Source organism: Streptomyces sp. NPDC034043, assembly GCF_055575675.1.
In genome coordinates, this window is record NZ_JBVISF010000007.1 from 198,620 (window position 1) to 216,010 (window position 17,391).

Below are 17,391 nucleotides of genomic sequence, written 5' to 3' on the forward strand. Positions count from 1 at the left end.
GGACCTGGTGCGGTCAGACCGCGGAGGCGGCGGACATCCGGCGGCGCAGGCTGGCGGGGCGCAGGTCGGTCCACACCTCGCTGATCCGGGCGAGGCATTCCTCGCGGGTGCCCTCGGTGCCCTCGGCCTTCCATCCGGCGGGGAGTTCGCGGCCGGCCCACCAGATCGAGTACTGCTCCTCGTCGTTGAGGACGACGCGGTAGCGGGTGTCGGACTGCCCGTCGTGCCGGGGTGCGTTCTGCTGTTCGCTCATCGCTTTTCCCTTCGCGTGATCAGATGCGGCCATCCTTGAAGAGGGCGCTATCGATGCCCTATCGGGCGCATATACGTGCCGGAACGCGGACGGGCCCCCGGCGCCGGATGGCGTCGGGGGCCCGTGGGGCGGGGCGGGCGGGTTCAGGCCGCCCGGCTGCTCGCCGGGGTGCGCAGGGCTGCCTCCGCGTCGTGGTCGAGGATCCAGCTGACGTCGGCGGCCGCGCCCCTGACGTCCCCGTCCGGCTTGCCCTGCGGCTTGCCGCCCTCGCGGGAGCCGAGCTGCACCCGGGTGGTGTGGGGGCGGCGGGCCGCTTCGTAGCGCTCCAGGGCGGCGCTGACGGCCCGCGCGTCCGCGTCCGCCTCCGCGAGGCAGACGGCGAGGGCGACGGCGTCCTCGACGGCCTGGTTGGCGCCCTGGCCGTGGTGCGGGAGCATCGGGTGCGCGGCGTCGCCGAGCAGGGTGGTGCGGGCGGTGCTCCAGCGTTCCAGCGGCGCCCGGTCGTACAGGGCCCAGCGGCGCACCTCGCCCGCCGCGGCGGCCAGTTGGCGGACCTGCGGTGCCCAGCCGGCCAGTACGGCGTCCAGGTCGGTGCGGTCGCCGGCGCTGGTCCAGGACTCGGCGTCGCCCTCGGGCGCCGGCACCACCACCACGTAGGTGAACTGCCGGCCCCCGGACACCGGGTAGCACAGCACCCGCGCCCCGGGGCCGGCGAACATGTACATCCGGGCGGGGTCGAGCGCGGGCACGTCCGCGGCGTCGACCAGTCCGCGCAGGGCGCTGTTGCCGGAGTACACGGGGGCGTCGTCGCCGGCGAGCGCGCGGCGCACCGTCGAGTGCACCCCGTCGGCTCCCACCAGTACGTCGGCCCGGTCGGTGGTGCCGTCCGCGAACTCCAGCAGCACCCCGTCGGGGCGCTCCTCGTACCGGACCAGTTCCTTGCCGGTGCGCACCCGTTCCGCCGGCACCAGGGCGGCCAGCATCCGGTGCAGGTCGCCGCGGTGGACGGTGAGGTAGGGGGCGCGGAACTGCCGCTCCCAGGCCTCGCCCATCTCCTGTACGGCCACCTGGGCGCCGTTGTGGAAGGCCCGGACCTCCAGGGCCTCGGGGCGGACGGCCAGTTCGGCCAGGCGCGGGCCGAGTCCCAGGCGCTCCAGCAGCCGGGTGCCGTTGGGGCCCAGGTGCATGCCGACGCCCTGCTCGCGCAGGGCGGTGCCGCGCTCGTAGACGGTGACGTCCAGGCCTCGGGCGTGGAGCGCGGCGGCGGCGGTCAGCCCGCCCAGTCCGGCGCCGATGACGGCGGTCTTCGGGCTCACCGGTGCTCCCAGGCGTTCTCGAAGGACTCGAACTCGTCGAAGCCGCCGAAGCCGTCGAGGCCGCCGCCGGCGGCGGTGCCCAGGGCCAGCAGGGCCTCCAGTTCGCTCGCGCCGGCCAGTTCCACGTCGGCGACGGGGGTGTCCGGGTCCTTGACGGCGGCCGCGAGCATCCGCTCGTAGCCGTCGGCGAACCGCTCGACCGTCTCGCGGTCCAGCACGTCCGTGTCGTACGAGAAGACGGCCGTGATCCCGTCGGGGGTCTGCTCGATGCGCAGCAGCAGGTCCAGCTGTCCTTCCTGCTGCGGGACGTCGATCAGGGCGATGTCCAGGCCCGCGTACGGGACGGACGGTCCCTCGCTCGCGCCGGGCGGCACGTTGGGGACCGGCGGCTCCATGCGGTCCATCTGGACCAGGAACAGCGCGGTGCGGAAGACCGTGGCGCGGGGGAAGGCCAGGGCGCAGGGGTAGCGGACGTTGACCACGCCGCGCATGACCCGTTCGCCGGCCTGGGCGGCCGCGCTGCGGAAGGTGGAGCGCTCGTCGAAGTCGGCCCGGACCGGCATGGTGTTGAGGAAGCAGCCGATGACGTCGCGCATGGCGCGGCCCATCCGGCTGGTGGCCGGGACGCCGAGGACGAAGGCGTCCTGGCCGGTCCAGCGGTGGGTGAGGGCCTGGAAGACGGAGAGCAGGTACGCGAAGGGCGTGACCCCGGCGGCCGAGGCCGCGCCGGGCAGGGCGCCCGCGGTGTCCTCGGGGAGTTCGCGTACGACTGTTGCGCCCCGGTACGAGCGCAGGGCGGGCCGGGGCCGGTCCAGGGGCAGTTCGGCGGCGGCGGCGCCGGCCACCGACTCGTGCCACAGCGCGGCGGCCCGCTGCCCCGCCTCGGAGGCGGTGTAGCGCAGCTCCTCGGCCGCGTGTCCGGCGTACGAGCCGGGGACGGGCCGCCAGGCGGGCTCGGTGCCGGCCGCGAGGCCCGCGTAGGCGTCGAGGACGTCGCGGACGAGCAGCCAGCGGGAGGTGAAGTCGCTGACGATGTGGTGGGCGGAGGTGACCAGGGCCCAGTCCTCGTCGGAGCGGCGCAGCAGCACCACCCGGAAGGCTCCGGACTCCAGCCGGAAGGGGCGGGCCCCGGCCTCCTCGGCGGCGCGGTGCAGCGCGGCCTCGTCGGCTCCGTCGAGGTCCTGGAACTCCATGCGGACCAGGGGCCGTTCGCTGACGGTGCGGCGCACCCCGGCGGCGCTCTCGGTGAAGACCGAGCGCAGCAGTTCCTGGCGGGCGCCGACGGCGGTGACGGCGGCGTCCATGGCGGCGGGGTCGACGCGGCCGCGCAGCCGCAGCGGCATGACGATGTTGTAGGCGGAGGCCTCGGGCGAGACCCGGTAGGCCGTCCACATCGACTGCTGGATCGCGGTCAGCGGCAGTGCCTCCACGGTGGTGGCGCTCATCCGCAGCCTCCCGCGTGGCTCATGTCCGTGGTGCGGCCGGCTCCGACGGCCGCGAGCTCCTTCTCGGCGGGAGCGGCCGGGGCGGCGGACGTCCCGGCGGCGGCCTCCGTGAAGGAGGCGGCGAAGGCGTCCACCCGGTCCAGGCCCCAGTACGGCTCGCTGCCGTGGATGAGGTACGGGACCCCGAAGACCCCGTCGCGGTGCACGTCCATCAGCGCGGCCGCCCCGCGGGCGCGCAGCCCGGCGTCCTCGGTGGCGGCGGCCACCGCGGCCGCGTCCAGGCCGGTCTCCGCGGCCAGTTCGACGACGGTCGCCGGATCGCAGATGTCGCGGCCCTCCAGCCAGCGGGCCCGCCCGGCGCGCGCCACCCACTCCCGGCCCAGGCCCGCGTCGTCCGCGAGGAACCAGGTCAGGTGCGCCGGCTCCCACCAGGGGGTGCGGTCGGCCGGCCAGGTCAGCGGCAGGCCCCGGTCGGCGGCGAGCCGGCGTACGTCGCGCAGGATGTAGAACTGCTTGGCCCGGCTCATCGGCGTGTACGGGAACTGCCCGCCCGCCTCGTCCAGCAGCCGGGCGCTGGTCTCGTCCGGCTCCCAGAAGGGGCGCCATTCGACCCGGTCGAGGAGCCCGGGGTGCCGGCGCTCGATGTCGTGCAGGGCGAAGAAGTTGTAGGGGCTGCGCAGGTTGAAGTAGAACCGGGGCGGTTTGGCGGCACGGCCGGCCATGTCGAACTCCTCTGTGAATCAGGCTGGTCCCGGTGGTCGGGCGGGTCAGACGACCAGACCGCCGTCGATGTGGAAGACCTGTCCGGTGATGTAGGAGGCGCGGTCGGAGGCGAGGAAGGACACCAGCTCGGCGACCTCGTGCGGCTCCCCGAAGCGGCCCAGCGGGATGCGGGCCGTCATCTCCTTCGCGTGCTTCTCGGACAGGCCGCCGACCATGTCGGTGGAGATGAAGCCGGGGGCCACTGCGTTGGCCCGCAGGCCGCTGCGGCCGGATTCCTTGGCCAGGGCCTTGGTGAAGCCGATGATCCCGGCCTTGGTGGCCGAGTAGTTGCTCTGGGTGGCGTTGCCGGCCGCGGCGACCGAGGACAGGGTGATGATGGTGCCGCGCCGGCGCTTCATCATCGGGAAGGCCAGCGCCTTGGCGAAGTTGAAGGTGCCGTCGAGGTTGGTGCGGACCACCGCGTCCCAGTCCTCGTCCTTCATCATCGCCAGGTGGCCGTCGCGGACGATGCCGGCGGCGGTGACCAGCACCTCCACCGGGCCGAGCTCCGCCTCGGCCTCCGCGGTGAAGGCCCGGACCCGGTCGCGGTCCGTGACGTCCACCTGGCGTGCGAGCACCCGCGCCCCCAGCGCCTCGGCGGACTTCGCGGCGAGCCGGGCGGCCTCTTCGTTGGACTGGTAGCAGAACGCCACGTCGTGGCCGTCCCGCGCCAGGATCTCCACCACGGCCCGGCCGATGCCGCGGGAGCCGCCGGTGACGAGGGCTACCGGCCTCGGTGTCTCGGACATGGATAGATGCCTTTCTCTTCGGGACGCGGGTGCGTGTGGGTGCGGGGGGCCGGGGGCTTCGGGGTGCGCCCCCGGCGGGTTCAGCCGAGCCGCAGCAGGGTGGCTCCGACGGTGCCGTCCCGGTCGATGGCGGTGACCAGGGCGAGCCGGTCGACCAGGGCGGGTTCGGCGCCGGCGTGGGCGAGGACGGCGGCCAGCTGGAAGGCGGCCGACGCGGCTGTGGCGTCGCCGACCAGCTCGCGCACGGTGATCCGCTCGCCGGCGACGGCCTCGAGCGCCGACTCCTCCTGCTTGCCGAGCAGCCCGGGCGGGGTGCCCGGCGCCACCAGGGCGACGTCCTCGGGGGCGGAGCCCGCGTCGGCGAGCACCTCCGCCACGCAGCGGGCCAGCGCGGAGCCGGCCCGCCCGCTCTCCGGGAAGGCCCGGAAGCGCGAGCCGAGCACGGTGGCGAGCACCTGGCGGCCCCCGTCGCGGGCGGCGGCCCCGCTCTCCAGCAGGAACAGCGCGGCGCCCTCGCCGAGCGGATCGGGCTGGGCCCCGCCGTGGTCGGCGACCCGCTCCAGCCGGGCCCGCTGGACGGAGAACTCCTCGGCCGCCCCGGCCAGCAGCGCGTTGGCGTGGCCGCCGCGCAGCAGCCGGGAGGCGTAGTTCAGGGCGAGCAGGCCCGTGGCGGAGCCGCCGGAGACGGTGACGTTGGGGCCCTTGAGGGTGTGCCGGATGGCGCTCTGGCCGGTCGGGCAGTTCATCACCGTGTTCGGGAACCGGGCCGGGTCGACGAGGTAGGGCTTGTCCCCCGTCAGGGCGTCCTTGGTGAAGTCCATGATGGACTGGACGCTGCCGGAGGTGCCGAGGACCAGTCCGGTCTTCTCCGGGTCGGCGGCCAGGCCCCGCCCGAAGTCCTCCAGGAGCTCCCCGACGGTGACGACGGCGATCCCGGTGGCGCGGTCCATGGAACGGGTGCCCTTGCGGCCGAGCACCTCCTTGATGTCGAAGCCGGGGATCAGGCCCGCGTCCTCGTACGGGACGGGCCACGTCGCGGTGTCGACGGGGGCGGTGGCCGCCGTCCGCGCGAGGAGGCCGCCTGCGAAGGCCTGCCGGCCCAGCCCGTACGGGGAGGTCACCGCCCAGCCGGAGATGACGAGCTGCCGCTCGCGGGTTTCCGCTGCCGTGCTCATGCGACGGCGCTCCTCTCGTCTTCCCAGTGGCCGAGGACCAGTACGGCGTTGTTGCCGCCGAAGGCGAGTCCGTTGTTCTGCACGACCTTGAGGTCGGCCTCGACCGCCTCGTTCGGTACGCAGTCCACGCCGCACTCGGGGTCCGTGGTGCGGTGGTTGATGGTCGGCGGGATGAACCCCTCGCGCAGGGCGAGGGCGCAGGCCGCCGAGGCCAGGGCGCTGGCGGCGCCCATGGTGTGGCCGATCATCGACTTGATGGAGACGGTGCGGGGCAGGTCCTCGCCGAACACCTGGCGGATCGCTCCGACCTCGGTGACGTCGTTGGCCTTGGTGCCCGTGCCGTGCGCGGAGATGAAGTCCACGTCGCCGGGGGTGATCCCGGCGTTGGCGTGCGCGGCGGTGATGCAGCGGGCGATCGAGTCCCGGTCGGGGGCGACCGGGTGGCTGGCGTCGCACGACAGCCCGTACCCGAGCACCTCGGCGTAGATCCGCGCGCCGCGGGCGAGGGCGGATTCCAGGGACTCCATGAGCAGGATGCCGGCGCCCTCGCCGGTGAGGATGCCCTGCCGGTCGGCGTCGAAGGGCCGGCACACGTCGGGGGCGATGGTGCCGAGCCGGTAGAAGCCGGTGAAGGTCTTGCGGCACAGGGCGTCGGCCCCGCCGCACAGGGCCATTTCCACGTCGCCGGAGCTGATGGCGTCGTAGCCGTAGCCGACGGCGTAGTTCCCGGCGGCGCAGGCGGTCGGGACGGTGACCGTCTCGACGTCCTCCAGGCCCAGTTCGCGGACGATGCCGGCGGAGAGCCGGCCCGGCCAGACGCGCCGGGCGGCCACCGGGTCGAGGGTGTCCTCTCCGTGGGCGACCTGGAGCCCGGTGAGGTGGTCCAGGTCGCGGGACTCGCCGTCGGTGGTGCCGACGGAGACCAGGGAGCGCCTGGCCCGGACGTCGGCCTCGGTGAGCCCGCCGTCGGCCACCGCCATGCGGGCCCCGGCGACCGCGAACTGGGCGGCCCGGCCGAGCTCGTCGGCCGGCAGCTCGCGCAGCCAGGCCTCCGGCTCGAAGTCGGTGATCTCGCACGCGTTGGAATGGGCGAAGCCGGTGGTGTCGAACGCGCTGATGGGCTTCGCCCCGCTGCGTCCGGCCCGCAGGCCCTCGGCGAAGGCGTCGACGCCCGTGCCGATGCTCGTCACGACACCGAGACCCGTGATCACCACCCGGTGCCGGGCGGCGGGTCGCCGCCCCGTCGCGGCCGTCTCGGTGGTCACTTGCCCTCGGCCTCCGCGATCACGGCGTACACGCCGACGAGGTTGACCATGCGGCTGAGCTCGGCCTGCTCCAGCGTGATGCCGAAGACCCGCTCCAGCGAGGCGAGGATCTCGATGGTGCGCAGGGAGTCGGCGTCGTGCTCCTCCTTGAAGAGGCTGGTCTCGGTCACCTCGTCGAGGTCGAGCTCGAGGATGTCGCAGACGATCTCCTTGATCTGCTCCTTGCGCTCGGCGTCGAGGGTGGGGATCTGGGTGGTCATCCGAATTCCTCCGTTGGGTGGGGATCGTGCGAGGGGGGCGATGGATCGATGGTGGGAGCGGCCGCTATCGGTGGCCTATATCCACGAGGTGGGGGGTGACCGCGGGCCGCGGGTCCTTCCACAGGTGCGAGACCTCGCCGAACTGGCGGTGTACCCAGGCGTCGTCGTAGATCGTCTCCAGGTAGCGGTCGCCGCCGTCGGGCAGGACGAGCACCACGTTGGAGCCCGGGATGATGTCCGGGGCGATCCGCTCCAGGGCGGCCACCACGGCCCCCGAGGAGCCTCCGGCGAGGACCGCCTCGTGGCGGACGAGCCGGCGGCAGCCCACGACGCAGTCGAGGTCGCCGACGTGGATCACCCGGTCCGCGTCCGAGGGGCGCAGCAGCCGGGGCACGACCGAGGCGCCGTGGCCCGGGATCAGCCGGGTGACGCGCTCGGGCGGGGCGAAGAGCACGCTGCCGATCGCGTCGACCGCGTTGACGGTGGTGTTCATGCCGTGCCGGCGGATGTACTCGGCGCAGCCGCCCAGGGTTCCGCTGGTGCCCGCGGCCACGATGAGCTGGTCGACGCGGCCGTCGAGGGCCTCGGCGATCTCGCGCATCGTGGTCTGGTGGGCGATCGGGTTGAGCGGGTTGGAGTACTGGTCGGGCCAGTAGGCGTCGGGGATCCCGGCGACCAGGTCGGCGACGCGTCGCAGCCGGGCGGGCAGCAGCTCGCCGGTGGCCGGGTCGGGGTCGACGACGATCTCGACCTCGGCCCCGTAGGCGCGCAGGATCGCCACGTTCTGCCGGGTCGTGCGGGCGTCCACCACGCAGATGAAGCGCAGGCCGAAATAGCCGCAGATCTGGGCGAGCCCGATCGCGAGATTGCCCGAACTCGACTCGACCACCGTGGATTTGCCGGGGACGAGTTCCCCCGACCTGATGCGCGCCAGCACCATGGAGAGTGCCGAGCGGTCCTTGATACTTCCTCCGGGATTGAACCGCTCCACCTTGGCGAACACCCGCGAGCCGAGGCCCGGCAGCAAACGCTCCAGTTCGATGAGCGGCGTTCCTCCCACAGTTGAGAGGATTCCCTTCGTCCCTTCGTCGTACGGCATCTGATGCAGCCATCCTCTGCTGGGAGTTGCGGGGTGCGGATACAACGGGACCGAGATTCGGCCAATCCGCTATACCGATGCCATACGACCGGTTATAGGTGGCGCATAGTCGGCGGCCGGAATCTCTTCCCATCGCACAACGGAACTCCCCATGCAGACGGAAGAGAGAGTCCCTACATGACCGGCACCGACTCGCGCATTCAGAAAGTCGTCATCCTGGGCGGCGGTACCGCCGGCTGGATGACCGCCGCCTATCTCGGGAAGGCGCTCCAGGGCACCGTGGACATCACCGTCCTGGAGGCGCCGGCGATTCCGCGGATCGGTGTCGGCGAGGCCACCGTCCCCAACCTCCACAAGGTCCTCTTCGACTACCTCGGCATCGCCGAGGAGGAGTGGATGCGGGAGTGCAACGCCAGCTTCAAGATGGCGGTGCGGTTCGTGAACTGGCGTACCGGCGGCCAGGGCCAGCCCGACGCCCGCGAGCTGGAGAACGGCGGCCCGGACCACTTCTACCACCCGTTCGGCATCCTGCCCGACAGCGACAACGTCCCGATGTCGCACTACTGGGCCAAGCGGAAGCTGGAGGGCCAGACCGAGGAGCCGTTCGACTACGCGTGCTTCCGCGAACCCCCGGTGATGGACGCGAAGAAGTCCCCGAAGTGGCTCGACGGCACCCCGTCAACCCGCTACGCCTGGCACTTCGACGCCGCCCTGGTCGCCGACTTCCTGCGCCGCTTCGCCACCGGCAAGCAGGGCGTCAACCACGTCCAGGACGAGATGACGCACGCCGAGAAGGACGAGCGCGGGTTCGTCAAGGCCCTGCACACCAAGGGCGGCCGGGTGCTGGACGCCGACCTGTTCGTGGACTGCTCCGGCTTCCGCGGCCTGCTCATCAACCAGGCCATGGCGGAGCCGTTCATCGACATGAGCGACCACCTGCTGTGCGACAGCGCCGTCGCCACCGCGGTGCCGCACGACGACGAGGCGAACGGCATCGAGCCGTACACCTCCGCCATCGCGATGTCCTCCGGCTGGACCTGGAAGATACCGATGCTGGGCCGTTTCGGCTCCGGCTACGTCTATTCCAGCAAGTTCACGACGAAGGAGGAGGCGACCAAGGAATTCAGCGCCCTGTGGGGCCTGGACCCGGAGACGACGAAGTTCAACCACGTGAAGTTCCGGGTCGGCCGCAACCGCCGCGCCTGGGTGAACAACGTGGTGAGCATCGGTCTCTCCTCCGCCTTCCTGGAGCCGCTGGAATCGACCGGCATCTACTTCATCACCGCGGCCATCTACCAGCTCGCCAAGCACTTCCCGGACCGCACCTTCAACCCGGAACTGGCGAACAGCTTCAACCGCGAGATCGAGGTGATGTTCGACGACACCCGCGACTTCATCCAGGCGCACTTCTACTACGCGCCGCGCAACGACACGCCGTTCTGGCGGGCCAACAAGGAGCTGACGCTCCCCCAGAACATCCAGGAGAAGATCTCCGCCTACAAGGCCGGCCTGCCGATCAATTCGCCGATCGCGGACGAGTCCACGTACTACGGCAACTTCGAGGCGGAGTTCCGTAACTTCTGGACCAACGGCAGCTACTACTGCGTCTTCGCCGGCCTCGGCCTGGAGCCGGACGCCCCGCTGCCGATCCTCGCGCACAAGCCCGATTCCGTGGCCGGCGCCGAGGCCATGTTCGGCAAGGTCAAGCAGGAGCAGGACCACCTCCTCGACACCCTCCCCAGCACGTACGACTACCTGCGCAAGCTGCACGGCTAGTACGCGTCCCCTCCCTTCCGGTGCGCAGGCCCGGAGCCGGCTCCTCCCCCCGGCTTCCGGGCCCGCGCCGCACCCCCTGCGCCGGCCCCAGGCCCGGCCCGGGCCCAGCCCCCAGGAGAGTCACCACTCATGACAGCCACCTCGCAGCCGTCCCCCGCCGCCCGCGCCGCCGTGTCCGACGGCGCCGCCGAAGCCGACATCAGGCCCCTGATGTCGGCCTTCCCCTCCGGCGTCTCGGTGATCACCACGATCGGTACGGATTCCGAGCCGCGCGGCATGACGTGCAGCTCCCTCGCCAGCGTCGCCCTCTCCCCGCCCACGGTGGTGCTGTGCCTGCGCACCGAGAGCCCGACCGTGCAGGCCGTCCTGGAGACGGGGCACGTGGCGGTCAACCTGCTCCACGAGAACGCGCGCCCGGTGTCGGACCTGTTCGCCTCGGGTTCCCCGGGCCGCTTCGAGCGCGTCGAGTGGCGGCTGCCGCTGGGGGCCGGCGGCCCGCACCTCGCGGAGGCCTCGCACGCCATCGCCGACGGGGAGGTCACCCAGACCGCCGAGTTCGGCGACCACACCGCCGTGTTCGTCCGGATCAGCCGCGTCACGCTGCGCGAGGAGGAGGAGCCCCTGCTGTACGGGAAGCGCCGGTACGCGCGCTGGACCGACGCCACCGCCGTCCCGGGCCCACCCGCCGCGGCGCCGCCCCCGCCGGCGGTGCCCGCCCCGCGCGTCGCCCCTTCGGCCGCGGAGGGAACCGCCCGTGTCCGCCCGTGACCCGCTGCCCGATCTGCTGATAGCGATCCCCGCCGTCATCCTCGCGTGCAAGGCCGGCGCGATGCTCTTCCGCCGCCTGGGTCAGCCGCCGGTGGTCGGTGAGATCGCCGTGGGCATCCTGCTGGGTCCCTCGCTGCTCGGCTGGCTGTGGCCCGACGCCCAGACATGGCTGTTCCCCGGGACGGTCCTGCCGTTCACCGGGGCGTTCGGAAACATCGGTCTGCTGGCGTTCATGTTCCTGGTGGGCCTGGAACTGAACCTCTCGGCCCTGCGCGGGCACAGCCGTACGGCCATCGCCGTCAGCCAGGCGAGCATCGCGCTCCCCCTGCTCCTCGGTTCGGGGCTGGCCCTGCTGATGTACGACACGATGGCGCCGAAGGGGGTCAGCGAGCTCGCGTTCGTCCTGTTCATCGCCGTGTCCATGAGCATCACGGCCTTCCCCGTGCTCGCCCGGATCCTGACCGACCGGGGGCTCTACAACACCCGGATCGGCGCCCTGGCCATGGCCTGCGCGGCCGTGGACGACGTCACCGCCTGGTGCCTGCTCGCCGCGGTCGTCGCCGTCAGCACCAGCAGTTCCCCGGTCGAGGCGGCCACCACGGCGGCCCTGGCGGCCCTGTTCCTGGCCTTCATGATCTACGCCGTCCGGCCGCTGCTCGCCAAGTGGGCCGTACGGGCGGCCCGCACGGTGGACTCCGTGGTCCTGGTGGTGCTCTTCAGCGGGCTGTGCCTGTCCGCCTTCACCACCGACAAGATCGGCGTGCACGCCCTGTTCGGCGCCTTCGTCTTCGGGGTGATCACCCCGCGCGGCTCGCGGGTGATCGAGCTGTGCGCGGCGCGGCTGCGGGCCTTCACCATCCCGATCCTGCTGCCCCTGTTCTTCGTCAACACGGGCCTGAAGACCGATGTCGGGCTGCTCGCCGCCGATCCGATGATGTGGCTGTGGGTCCTGGCCGTCATGGTCGTCGCCTTCCTCGGCAAGTGGGGCGGCAGCACCACGGCCGCCCGCGCCACCGGCCAGTCCTGGCGGGACGCCATGTCGATCGGGGCGCTGATGAACTGCCGCGGCCTGACCGAGCTGGTGGTGCTGAACCTGGGCCTGGAGCTCGGGGTGATCGGGCCGGAGCTGTTCACGATGCTGGTGCTCATGGCCCTGCTCACCACGGCGATCACCTCGCCGGCGCTGTCCTGGATCCGACGGGGCGTACCCCGGGGCAAGGAGGCCGACGACGGGGCCGAGGGGCCGCTGGTCCACGAGCCGGTACGGCTGCCGGCGAAGGCGGCCGTCCTGTGATCCCGGACCCGTGACCGCCGCCGGTGCGGCCGGGCCGTCCCCCTCCCGGGGACCGGCCCGGCCGCACCGCGGCGCGTCCGCGCTCCGTACCGTGCGTACCGCTCACCGCCCGGCGGCGGCGAGCGGTGCCTCGGCGTGTCCGGCAGCCGCCCGCACCCAGCGCTCCAGGACCGCCTCCGCGGCCCCCGTGTCCAGGGAGGCGGCCGCCGCGGCGACCCCCTCGCGCAGCCGCTCGGTGACCGTACGGCCCCTGGACGGCTCGGCCGCGGCGAGCGCGGCGGCCGCCGAGAGCAGCACCGCGTCACGGACCGGCCCGCGCTCCCCGCCGGCGAACAGCCGCCGGGCCACGGCCGCGTTGTGCCCGGCGTCCCCGCCGCGCAGCGCGTCGACCGGGGCGGGCGCGATGCCCGCGTCGCGGGGGTCGAAGGATTCCTCCCGGACCCTTCCCCCCTCGACGCTCAGCACGGTGGACGTGGTGGTGACGCTGAGTTCGTCGAGGCCGTCGTCCCCGCGGAACACCAGGGCGCCGGCGCCCCGGCGGGCCAGTACGCCCGCGATCAGCGGCAGCAGCCGCGCGTCGGCCACGCCGACCGCCTGGGCGGTCGGACGGGCCGGGTTGGTCAGCGGCCCGAGCGCGTTGAAGACGGTGGGGATCGCCAGCTGCCTGCGGACGGCGGCGGCGTGCCGCATGGACGGGTGGAAGTCCGGGGCGAAGCAGAAGGTGATCCCCGCTTCGTCCACGAGGGCGGCCACCCTCGCCGGTTCCAGGCGCAGCCGCACGCCCAGGGCCTCCAGCACGTCCGCGGATCCCGAGGCCGAACTCGACGCCCTGTTGCCGTGCTTGACGATGCGGGCGCCGGCGCCGGCCGCGACGATCGCGGACATGGTCGAGATGTTGACCGTACGGGCCCCGTCGCCGCCCGTACCGACCACGTCGACCGTGGCGCCGGGGACGTCGAGGGGCACCGCGTGGTGGAGCATGGCCCGCACCAGGCCCTCCAGTTCGCCGACCGTCTCCCCCTTGCCGCGCAGGGCGACGAGGAAGCCGGCGAGCTGCGCGTCGGTGGCCTCGCCGCTCATCACCCGGTCCATGGCCCAGGCCGTGTCGGCGGGGGCCAGGTCACGGCCGGCGAGCAGGGCTTCCAGCAGGGCGGGCCAGCTGCGCGCCCCGCGGCCGGGTTCTGGTCTGGCGGTGGTCACTTGGTTCCCCCTCGGGGTCGTCGGATGTGGCGGCTCAGCCCCACTCGTCGATGTCCTTGGAGAAGGACGGCGACGGCGTCTGGGCCGAGGCCGGGGCCTGCGGGGTGGTGGCGTCGGCCGTCACGCTGCTGCCGCCGCCCGCGGCTCCCTCGTTCGCGATCTGCACCCCGCCCGCGATCGCCACCGCCGCGATGATCGCGACGGCGATGCGCTTGACCTGGGTGCGCCACGTGTTCTGCATCTCTGTCCTTCTCCCCGTTGAGTACCGCTTGAGCTTCGCTTTGTTCCGGTGAGAAGAACACTAGGAAGGAGCGGCTTCGAGCTGATATCGCTCCGTCTTCCGGGGCCGCGCCATTCCGATAAGGACGATATACCCGCAGGTCAGGAGGGGCCCCTAGGGCGATAAAAAACCCTTGGGACCCCTCTTGACCTCCGCTCGCGGGCCGCTTGAGCGGCCATCGGGGCGCCCTCGGGGGCGCCCGGCGATAACGGCGATAAGCGGAATTCAGCGTTCCCGGTACATCTCGGCGACCAGGAATGCCAAGTCCAGCGACTGGGTGCGGTTCAGGCGCGGGTCGCAGGTGGACTCGTAGCGCTCGCTCAGTCCGTCGAGGCTCACTTCCTCACCGCCGCCCACGCATTCGGTGACGTCGCCCCCGGTGAATTCCAGGTGCACGCCGCCGGGATGCGTCCCGAGCTCGCGGTGGACCTCGAAGAAGCCCTTCACCTCGTCGACGATGTCGTCGAAGCGGCGGGTCTTGAGGCCGGACGGCGCCTCGAAGGTGTTGCCGTGCATGGGATCGCTCACCCAGGCCACGGGCGCGCCCTCCGCGGCCGTCTTCTCCACCAGCTCGGGCAGCCGGTCGCGGACCTGTCCGGCGCCCATCCGGACGACGAAGGTGAGCCGGCCCGGCTCGCGCTCCGGGTCGAGCCGGTCGATCAGCCGCAGCACCGTGTCGGATTCCGTGGTGGGGCCGAGTTTGACCGCGACCGGGTTGGCGATCCGCGAGAAGAACTCCACGTGCGCGCCGTCCAGGTCCCGGGTGCGTTCCCCGATCCAGAGCATGTGCCCGCTGGTCGCGTAGAGCCGGCCGGTCGCCGGGTCCTCGCGGACCAGCGGTTCCTCGTACTCCAGCAGCAGGCCCTCGTGGCTGACGTAGAACTCCACGGCGTGCTGGATGCGTTCGTCCGCCCCGCAGGCCCGCATGAAGTTGAGGGCCTGGTCGATCTGGGTGGCGAGCGCCGTGTAGCGCTCCCCGACGGGCGAGCGGGCCACGAAGTCCTGGTTCCAGGCGTGCGCCTGGCGCAGGTCGGCGTAGCCGCCGGTGGTGAAGGCCCGTACGAGGTTCAGCGTGCCGGAAGCGGCCTGGTGCATCCGCAGCAGGCGGTCCGGATCGGGGGTGCGTTCGGCCTCCTCGAAGGGGAAGCCGTTGACGGCGTCGCCCCGGTAGGCGGGCAGGGTCAGCCCGCCGCGGGTCTCGGTGGGCTTGGAGCGGGGTTTGGCGTACTGGCCCGCCATCCGGCCGATCTTGACGACCGGCACGGAGGCGGCGTACTGGAGGACGAGCGCCATCTGGAGCAGGGTCTGCACCTTGCGGCGCACCGAGTCCTCGCGGACGTCCGCGAAGGTCTCGGCGCAGTCCCCGCCCTGGAGCAGGAAGGCCTCGCCCCGGGCGACGGCGCCGAGCCGGTACTTGAGCTGCTCGCACTCGGCGGCGACCACGAGCGGGACGGTGTCGCGCAGTCGTGCCCGTACCTCCGCCAGCGCGGCGGGGTCGGGCCATCCGGGCTGTTGTGCTGCGGGCCGGGCCCGCCAGGAATCCACGTGTTCCACGAGATCGCTCCTTCGTTGCTCCTTCGTCACCCGGCGAGGGTGTCCGCGGGCCGGGTCCGTGCGGTGGTGAGGAAGTTGCGCAGGAGGCGCATGCCGCCGACCGTGGTGATGGACTCGGGGTGGAACTGCACCCCTTCCACGGCGAGGGTGCGGTGGCGCAGGCCCATCACGTAGCCGTCGTCGACGGCGTGCGCGGTGGCGAGCAGCTCCTGCGGCATGGGTTCGGCGACGATCAGGGAGTGGTAGCGGGTGGCGGTCATGGTCGCGCCGAGCCCCGCGAAGACGCCGGCTCCGTCGTGGGCGACCTCGCTGGTCTTGCCGTGCTTGAGCCGTTCGGCCACCTGTACGCGGCCCCCGTACGCCAGGCCGATGGCCTGGTGGCCCAGGCAGATGCCCAGCAGGGGCACCCGTCCGGCGAAGCGGTGCACCAGCTCGACGTGCCCCGACTCGGCGGGGTGGCCCGGCCCGGGGCCGAGGACCACCGCGTCCGGCAGCCGGGCGGCGAGCGCGTCGGGGCTCTCCGTGCGGGAGCGGACGACCTCGGTGTCCGCGCCGAGGGTGCGCAGGTACTGGTCGATGATGTGGGTGAAGCTGTCGTAGGCGTCGACGAGCAGGACCTTCACGGAAGCAGCTCCTCACCGGTGAGCGCCCAGTAGGCCGCTCCCATCTTGTGCAGGGTCTCGCGCCACTCGGCGGCGGGCGAGGAGTCGGCGACGATGCCGGCGCAGCTCTGGGTGGAGTAGGCCGTTCCGTCGTGGGTGACCGTACGGATGCACAGTGCGAGGCGGGACCAGCCGCGCAGGTCGACCAGGCCGACGGCACCGGCGTACATGTCGCGCGGTTCGCACTCCAGTTCGGAGATGATCTCCATGGCGCGGATCTTGGGGGCGCCGGTGACCGTCCCGGCCGGGAAGGTCGCGGCCAGCGAGGACCAGGTGTCCTCACCGGGGGCGAGGCTCCCCTCGACGGTGGAGACCAGGTGGAAGACGTGGCTGAAGGTCTCGACCGTCATCAGCTGGGTGGCTTCGAGTGTGGTGGGCAGGCAGACCCGGCCGATGTCGTTGCGGCACAGGTCGACCAGCATCACGTGCTCGGCCTGCTCCTTCTCGCTGGCGAGCAGGGCCTCGACGCGCGGCCCGTCCACGGCGGGGTCGCCGCTGCGCGGGGTGGTGCCGGCGATGGGGCGCATCACGATGCGGTCGCCCTCGGTGCGGAAGAGCACCTCGGGGCTGGCGCCGATCAGCGTGGAGCCGTCCCGGGGGACGAGGTACATGTACGGGGACGGGTTGCGTCCGCGCAGCCGCCGGTAGACGTCGAGCGGGGTCAGGTCCGTGTCGACCTCGATGCGGTGGCCGATCTGGATCTGGTAGATGTCGCCGACGCCGATGTGCCGCAGGCAGCGTTCCACGTTGGCGAGGAAGGCTCCCTCGTCGGTGCTGTCGCGGACGGCGCGGGGCGCGGGGGCGGCCGGGACGCGCCCTGCGGGCTCGGCCATCCCGGCGGTCAGCCGCTCGACGATGCCGGCCAGGTCGGTACGGGCGGCGGGGCCGCCGTCCGGGCCGAAGGCCTCGCTGCGGGCCGCGAGGCGGACGGCCGTGCCGGCGTCCAGGTCGTACCAGACGGTGTCCTGGAACAGGGTCAGGACCAGGTCGGGCGCCCCCTCGTCGGTGTGCTCCCGGACGGGCAGGTCCTCCATGTACCAGGCGGCGCCGTAGCCGATGGTGGCGAGGAAGCCGAAGGCGTACTCGGGGCGGGGGCTGTCGACGTCGAAGCGGGCCTGCACCGCCCGCAGGACGTCCCACACCTGGCCGGGGCGTTCGAAGATCCGGTCGCCGCCGGGGCCGGCGGCCAGACCCAGTCCGTCGGCGACGCGGGACAGCTCGGCCAGTACGGCCGGCACGCCGGCGGCGGAGATCCGCCCGGCGCGGATGCGCAGCTCGGCGAGGCGGCCGAAGCCGACGACGGCGGAGTTCCCGTCGAACTCGGGGCTCTCCAGCGACTCCAGGAGGAACACGTCCTCCCCGAACCGCGCCCGCAGGGCCTCGTACAGCTCGATCGGGGGGTGCGGGTCCAGGACGGTCTCCTCGACCCGGACGGGGAGGGGGCGCCGGCCGGGTGCGGCCGGCGCCCGAGTGGCGGTGTCGAGCAGTGTGGTCACTGAATCACTTTCCTCGGATGGCTCGGGGCCGTGCGGA

17 protein-coding genes are annotated in these 17,391 nt (G+C 72.7%); 3 read left to right on the plus strand and 14 right to left on the minus strand.

Features of this window, described 5'->3' with window-relative positions; translation table 11 throughout:
- Positions 1 to 13 precede the first annotated feature (13 nt).
- The 9 genes from ACZ51S_RS19290 to sbnA form a co-directional block, all read right to left on the minus strand.
- The gene (locus ACZ51S_RS19290) at positions 14 to 253 is read right to left on the minus strand and encodes an MbtH family protein (protein WP_468165325.1); all 240 of its coding nucleotides are present in this window, start codon (positions 251 to 253) and stop codon (positions 14 to 16) included.
- Positions 254 to 396: 143 nt separating this feature from the next.
- A complete protein-coding gene (locus ACZ51S_RS19295; protein ID WP_468961526.1) occupies positions 397 to 1,569 on the minus strand; it encodes an FAD-dependent monooxygenase in 1,173 nt (390 codons plus the stop codon).
- Entirely contained in the window at positions 1,566 to 3,014 is a 1,449-nt protein-coding gene (locus ACZ51S_RS19300; protein ID WP_468961528.1) for a condensation domain-containing protein, read from the minus strand. The genes ACZ51S_RS19295 and ACZ51S_RS19300 overlap by 4 nt, the downstream gene beginning before the upstream one ends.
- The gene (locus ACZ51S_RS19305; RefSeq protein ID WP_468475329.1) at positions 3,011 to 3,736 is read right to left on the minus strand and encodes a DsbA family protein; all 726 of its coding nucleotides are present in this window, start codon (positions 3,734 to 3,736) and stop codon (positions 3,011 to 3,013) included. Before ACZ51S_RS19305 ends, ACZ51S_RS19300 begins: the two co-directional genes overlap by 4 nt.
- A 45-nt stretch (positions 3,737 to 3,781) precedes the next feature.
- A complete protein-coding gene (gene fabG, locus ACZ51S_RS19310) occupies positions 3,782 to 4,525 on the minus strand; it encodes a 3-oxoacyl-[acyl-carrier-protein] reductase (RefSeq protein WP_468475328.1) in 744 nt (247 codons plus the stop codon).
- Between the two features lie 80 nt (positions 4,526 to 4,605).
- A complete protein-coding gene (locus tag ACZ51S_RS19315) occupies positions 4,606 to 5,700 on the minus strand; it encodes a beta-ketoacyl synthase N-terminal-like domain-containing protein (RefSeq protein WP_468802800.1) in 1,095 nt (364 codons plus the stop codon).
- Positions 5,697 to 6,965, minus strand: a complete 1,269-nt coding sequence (locus ACZ51S_RS19320; RefSeq protein ID WP_468475326.1) for a beta-ketoacyl-[acyl-carrier-protein] synthase family protein — start codon at positions 6,963 to 6,965, stop codon at positions 5,697 to 5,699. Before ACZ51S_RS19320 ends, ACZ51S_RS19315 begins: the two co-directional genes overlap by 4 nt.
- A complete protein-coding gene (locus tag ACZ51S_RS19325; protein WP_467894902.1) occupies positions 6,962 to 7,225 on the minus strand; it encodes an acyl carrier protein in 264 nt (87 codons plus the stop codon). Before ACZ51S_RS19325 ends, ACZ51S_RS19320 begins: the two co-directional genes overlap by 4 nt.
- Positions 7,226 to 7,289: 64 nt before the next feature.
- A complete protein-coding gene (gene sbnA / locus ACZ51S_RS19330; RefSeq protein ID WP_468475325.1) occupies positions 7,290 to 8,324 on the minus strand; it encodes a 2,3-diaminopropionate biosynthesis protein SbnA in 1,035 nt (344 codons plus the stop codon).
- A gap of 177 nt (positions 8,325 to 8,501) precedes the next feature.
- Between sbnA and ACZ51S_RS19335 the strand changes: the two genes are divergently transcribed.
- From ACZ51S_RS19335 to ACZ51S_RS19345, 3 genes are all read left to right on the plus strand, one after another.
- Positions 8,502 to 10,100 (plus strand): tryptophan halogenase family protein, encoded by a 1,599-nt coding sequence (locus ACZ51S_RS19335; RefSeq protein WP_468802801.1) that lies wholly within the window; start codon positions 8,502 to 8,504, stop codon positions 10,098 to 10,100.
- Positions 10,101 to 10,229: 129 nt separating this feature from the next.
- Positions 10,230 to 10,868, plus strand: coding sequence for a flavin reductase family protein (locus ACZ51S_RS19340; RefSeq protein ID WP_468802802.1), 639 nt, complete (start codon positions 10,230 to 10,232; stop codon positions 10,866 to 10,868).
- Positions 10,855 to 12,162 (plus strand): cation:proton antiporter, encoded by a 1,308-nt coding sequence (locus ACZ51S_RS19345; protein ID WP_468475322.1) that lies wholly within the window; start codon positions 10,855 to 10,857, stop codon positions 12,160 to 12,162. Before ACZ51S_RS19340 ends, ACZ51S_RS19345 begins: the two co-directional genes overlap by 14 nt.
- 102 nt (positions 12,163 to 12,264) lie before the next feature.
- Here the strand turns inward: ACZ51S_RS19345 and trpD are convergent, their stop codons facing one another.
- The 5 genes from trpD to ACZ51S_RS19370 form a co-directional block, all read right to left on the minus strand.
- Positions 12,265 to 13,362 carry an anthranilate phosphoribosyltransferase gene (trpD, locus tag ACZ51S_RS19350; RefSeq protein WP_468802803.1) on the minus strand — a complete coding sequence of 366 codons (1,098 nt, stop codon included), beginning with the start codon at positions 13,360 to 13,362 and terminating at the stop codon, positions 12,265 to 12,267.
- Between the two features lie 34 nt (positions 13,363 to 13,396).
- A complete protein-coding gene (locus tag ACZ51S_RS19355; protein WP_468802804.1) occupies positions 13,397 to 13,603 on the minus strand; it encodes a hypothetical protein in 207 nt (68 codons plus the stop codon).
- A 264-nt stretch (positions 13,604 to 13,867) separates the two neighbouring features.
- Complete coding sequence (locus ACZ51S_RS19360; RefSeq protein WP_468802805.1) at positions 13,868 to 15,196, minus strand: class II 3-deoxy-7-phosphoheptulonate synthase; 1,329 nt, start codon at positions 15,194 to 15,196, stop codon at positions 13,868 to 13,870.
- A 26-nt stretch (positions 15,197 to 15,222) separates the two neighbouring features.
- A complete protein-coding gene (locus tag ACZ51S_RS19365) occupies positions 15,223 to 15,819 on the minus strand; it encodes an anthranilate synthase component II (RefSeq protein WP_468802806.1) in 597 nt (198 codons plus the stop codon).
- A complete protein-coding gene (locus tag ACZ51S_RS19370) occupies positions 15,816 to 17,354 on the minus strand; it encodes an anthranilate synthase component I family protein (RefSeq protein ID WP_468475317.1) in 1,539 nt (512 codons plus the stop codon). Before ACZ51S_RS19370 ends, ACZ51S_RS19365 begins: the two co-directional genes overlap by 4 nt.
- Between the last annotated feature and the right edge of the window lie 37 nt (positions 17,355 to 17,391).

Bases quoted from the DNA above. Each gene is read 5' to 3' on its own strand.
- ACZ51S_RS19290 (WP_468165325.1), bottom strand. From the start codon at position 253: ATGAGCGAACAGCAGAACGCACCCCGGCACGACGGGCAGTCCGACACC.
- ACZ51S_RS19300 (WP_468961528.1), bottom strand. From the start codon at position 3,014: ATGAGCGCCACCACCGTGGAGGCACTGCCGCTGACCGCGATCCAGCAG.
- ACZ51S_RS19305 (WP_468475329.1), bottom strand. From the start codon at position 3,736: ATGGCCGGCCGTGCCGCCAAACCGCCCCGGTTCTACTTCAACCTGCGC.
- fabG (WP_468475328.1), bottom strand. From the start codon at position 4,525: ATGTCCGAGACACCGAGGCCGGTAGCCCTCGTCACCGGCGGCTCCCGC.
- ACZ51S_RS19315 (WP_468802800.1), bottom strand. From the start codon at position 5,700: ATGAGCACGGCAGCGGAAACCCGCGAGCGGCAGCTCGTCATCTCCGGC.
- ACZ51S_RS19325 (WP_467894902.1), bottom strand. From the start codon at position 7,225: ATGACCACCCAGATCCCCACCCTCGACGCCGAGCGCAAGGAGCAGATC.
- sbnA (WP_468475325.1), bottom strand. From the start codon at position 8,324: ATGCCGTACGACGAAGGGACGAAGGGAATCCTCTCAACTGTGGGAGGA.
- ACZ51S_RS19335 (WP_468802801.1), top strand. From the start codon at position 8,502: ATGACCGGCACCGACTCGCGCATTCAGAAAGTCGTCATCCTGGGCGGC.
- ACZ51S_RS19340 (WP_468802802.1), top strand. From the start codon at position 10,230: ATGACAGCCACCTCGCAGCCGTCCCCCGCCGCCCGCGCCGCCGTGTCC.
- ACZ51S_RS19355 (WP_468802804.1), bottom strand. From the start codon at position 13,603: ATGCAGAACACGTGGCGCACCCAGGTCAAGCGCATCGCCGTCGCGATC.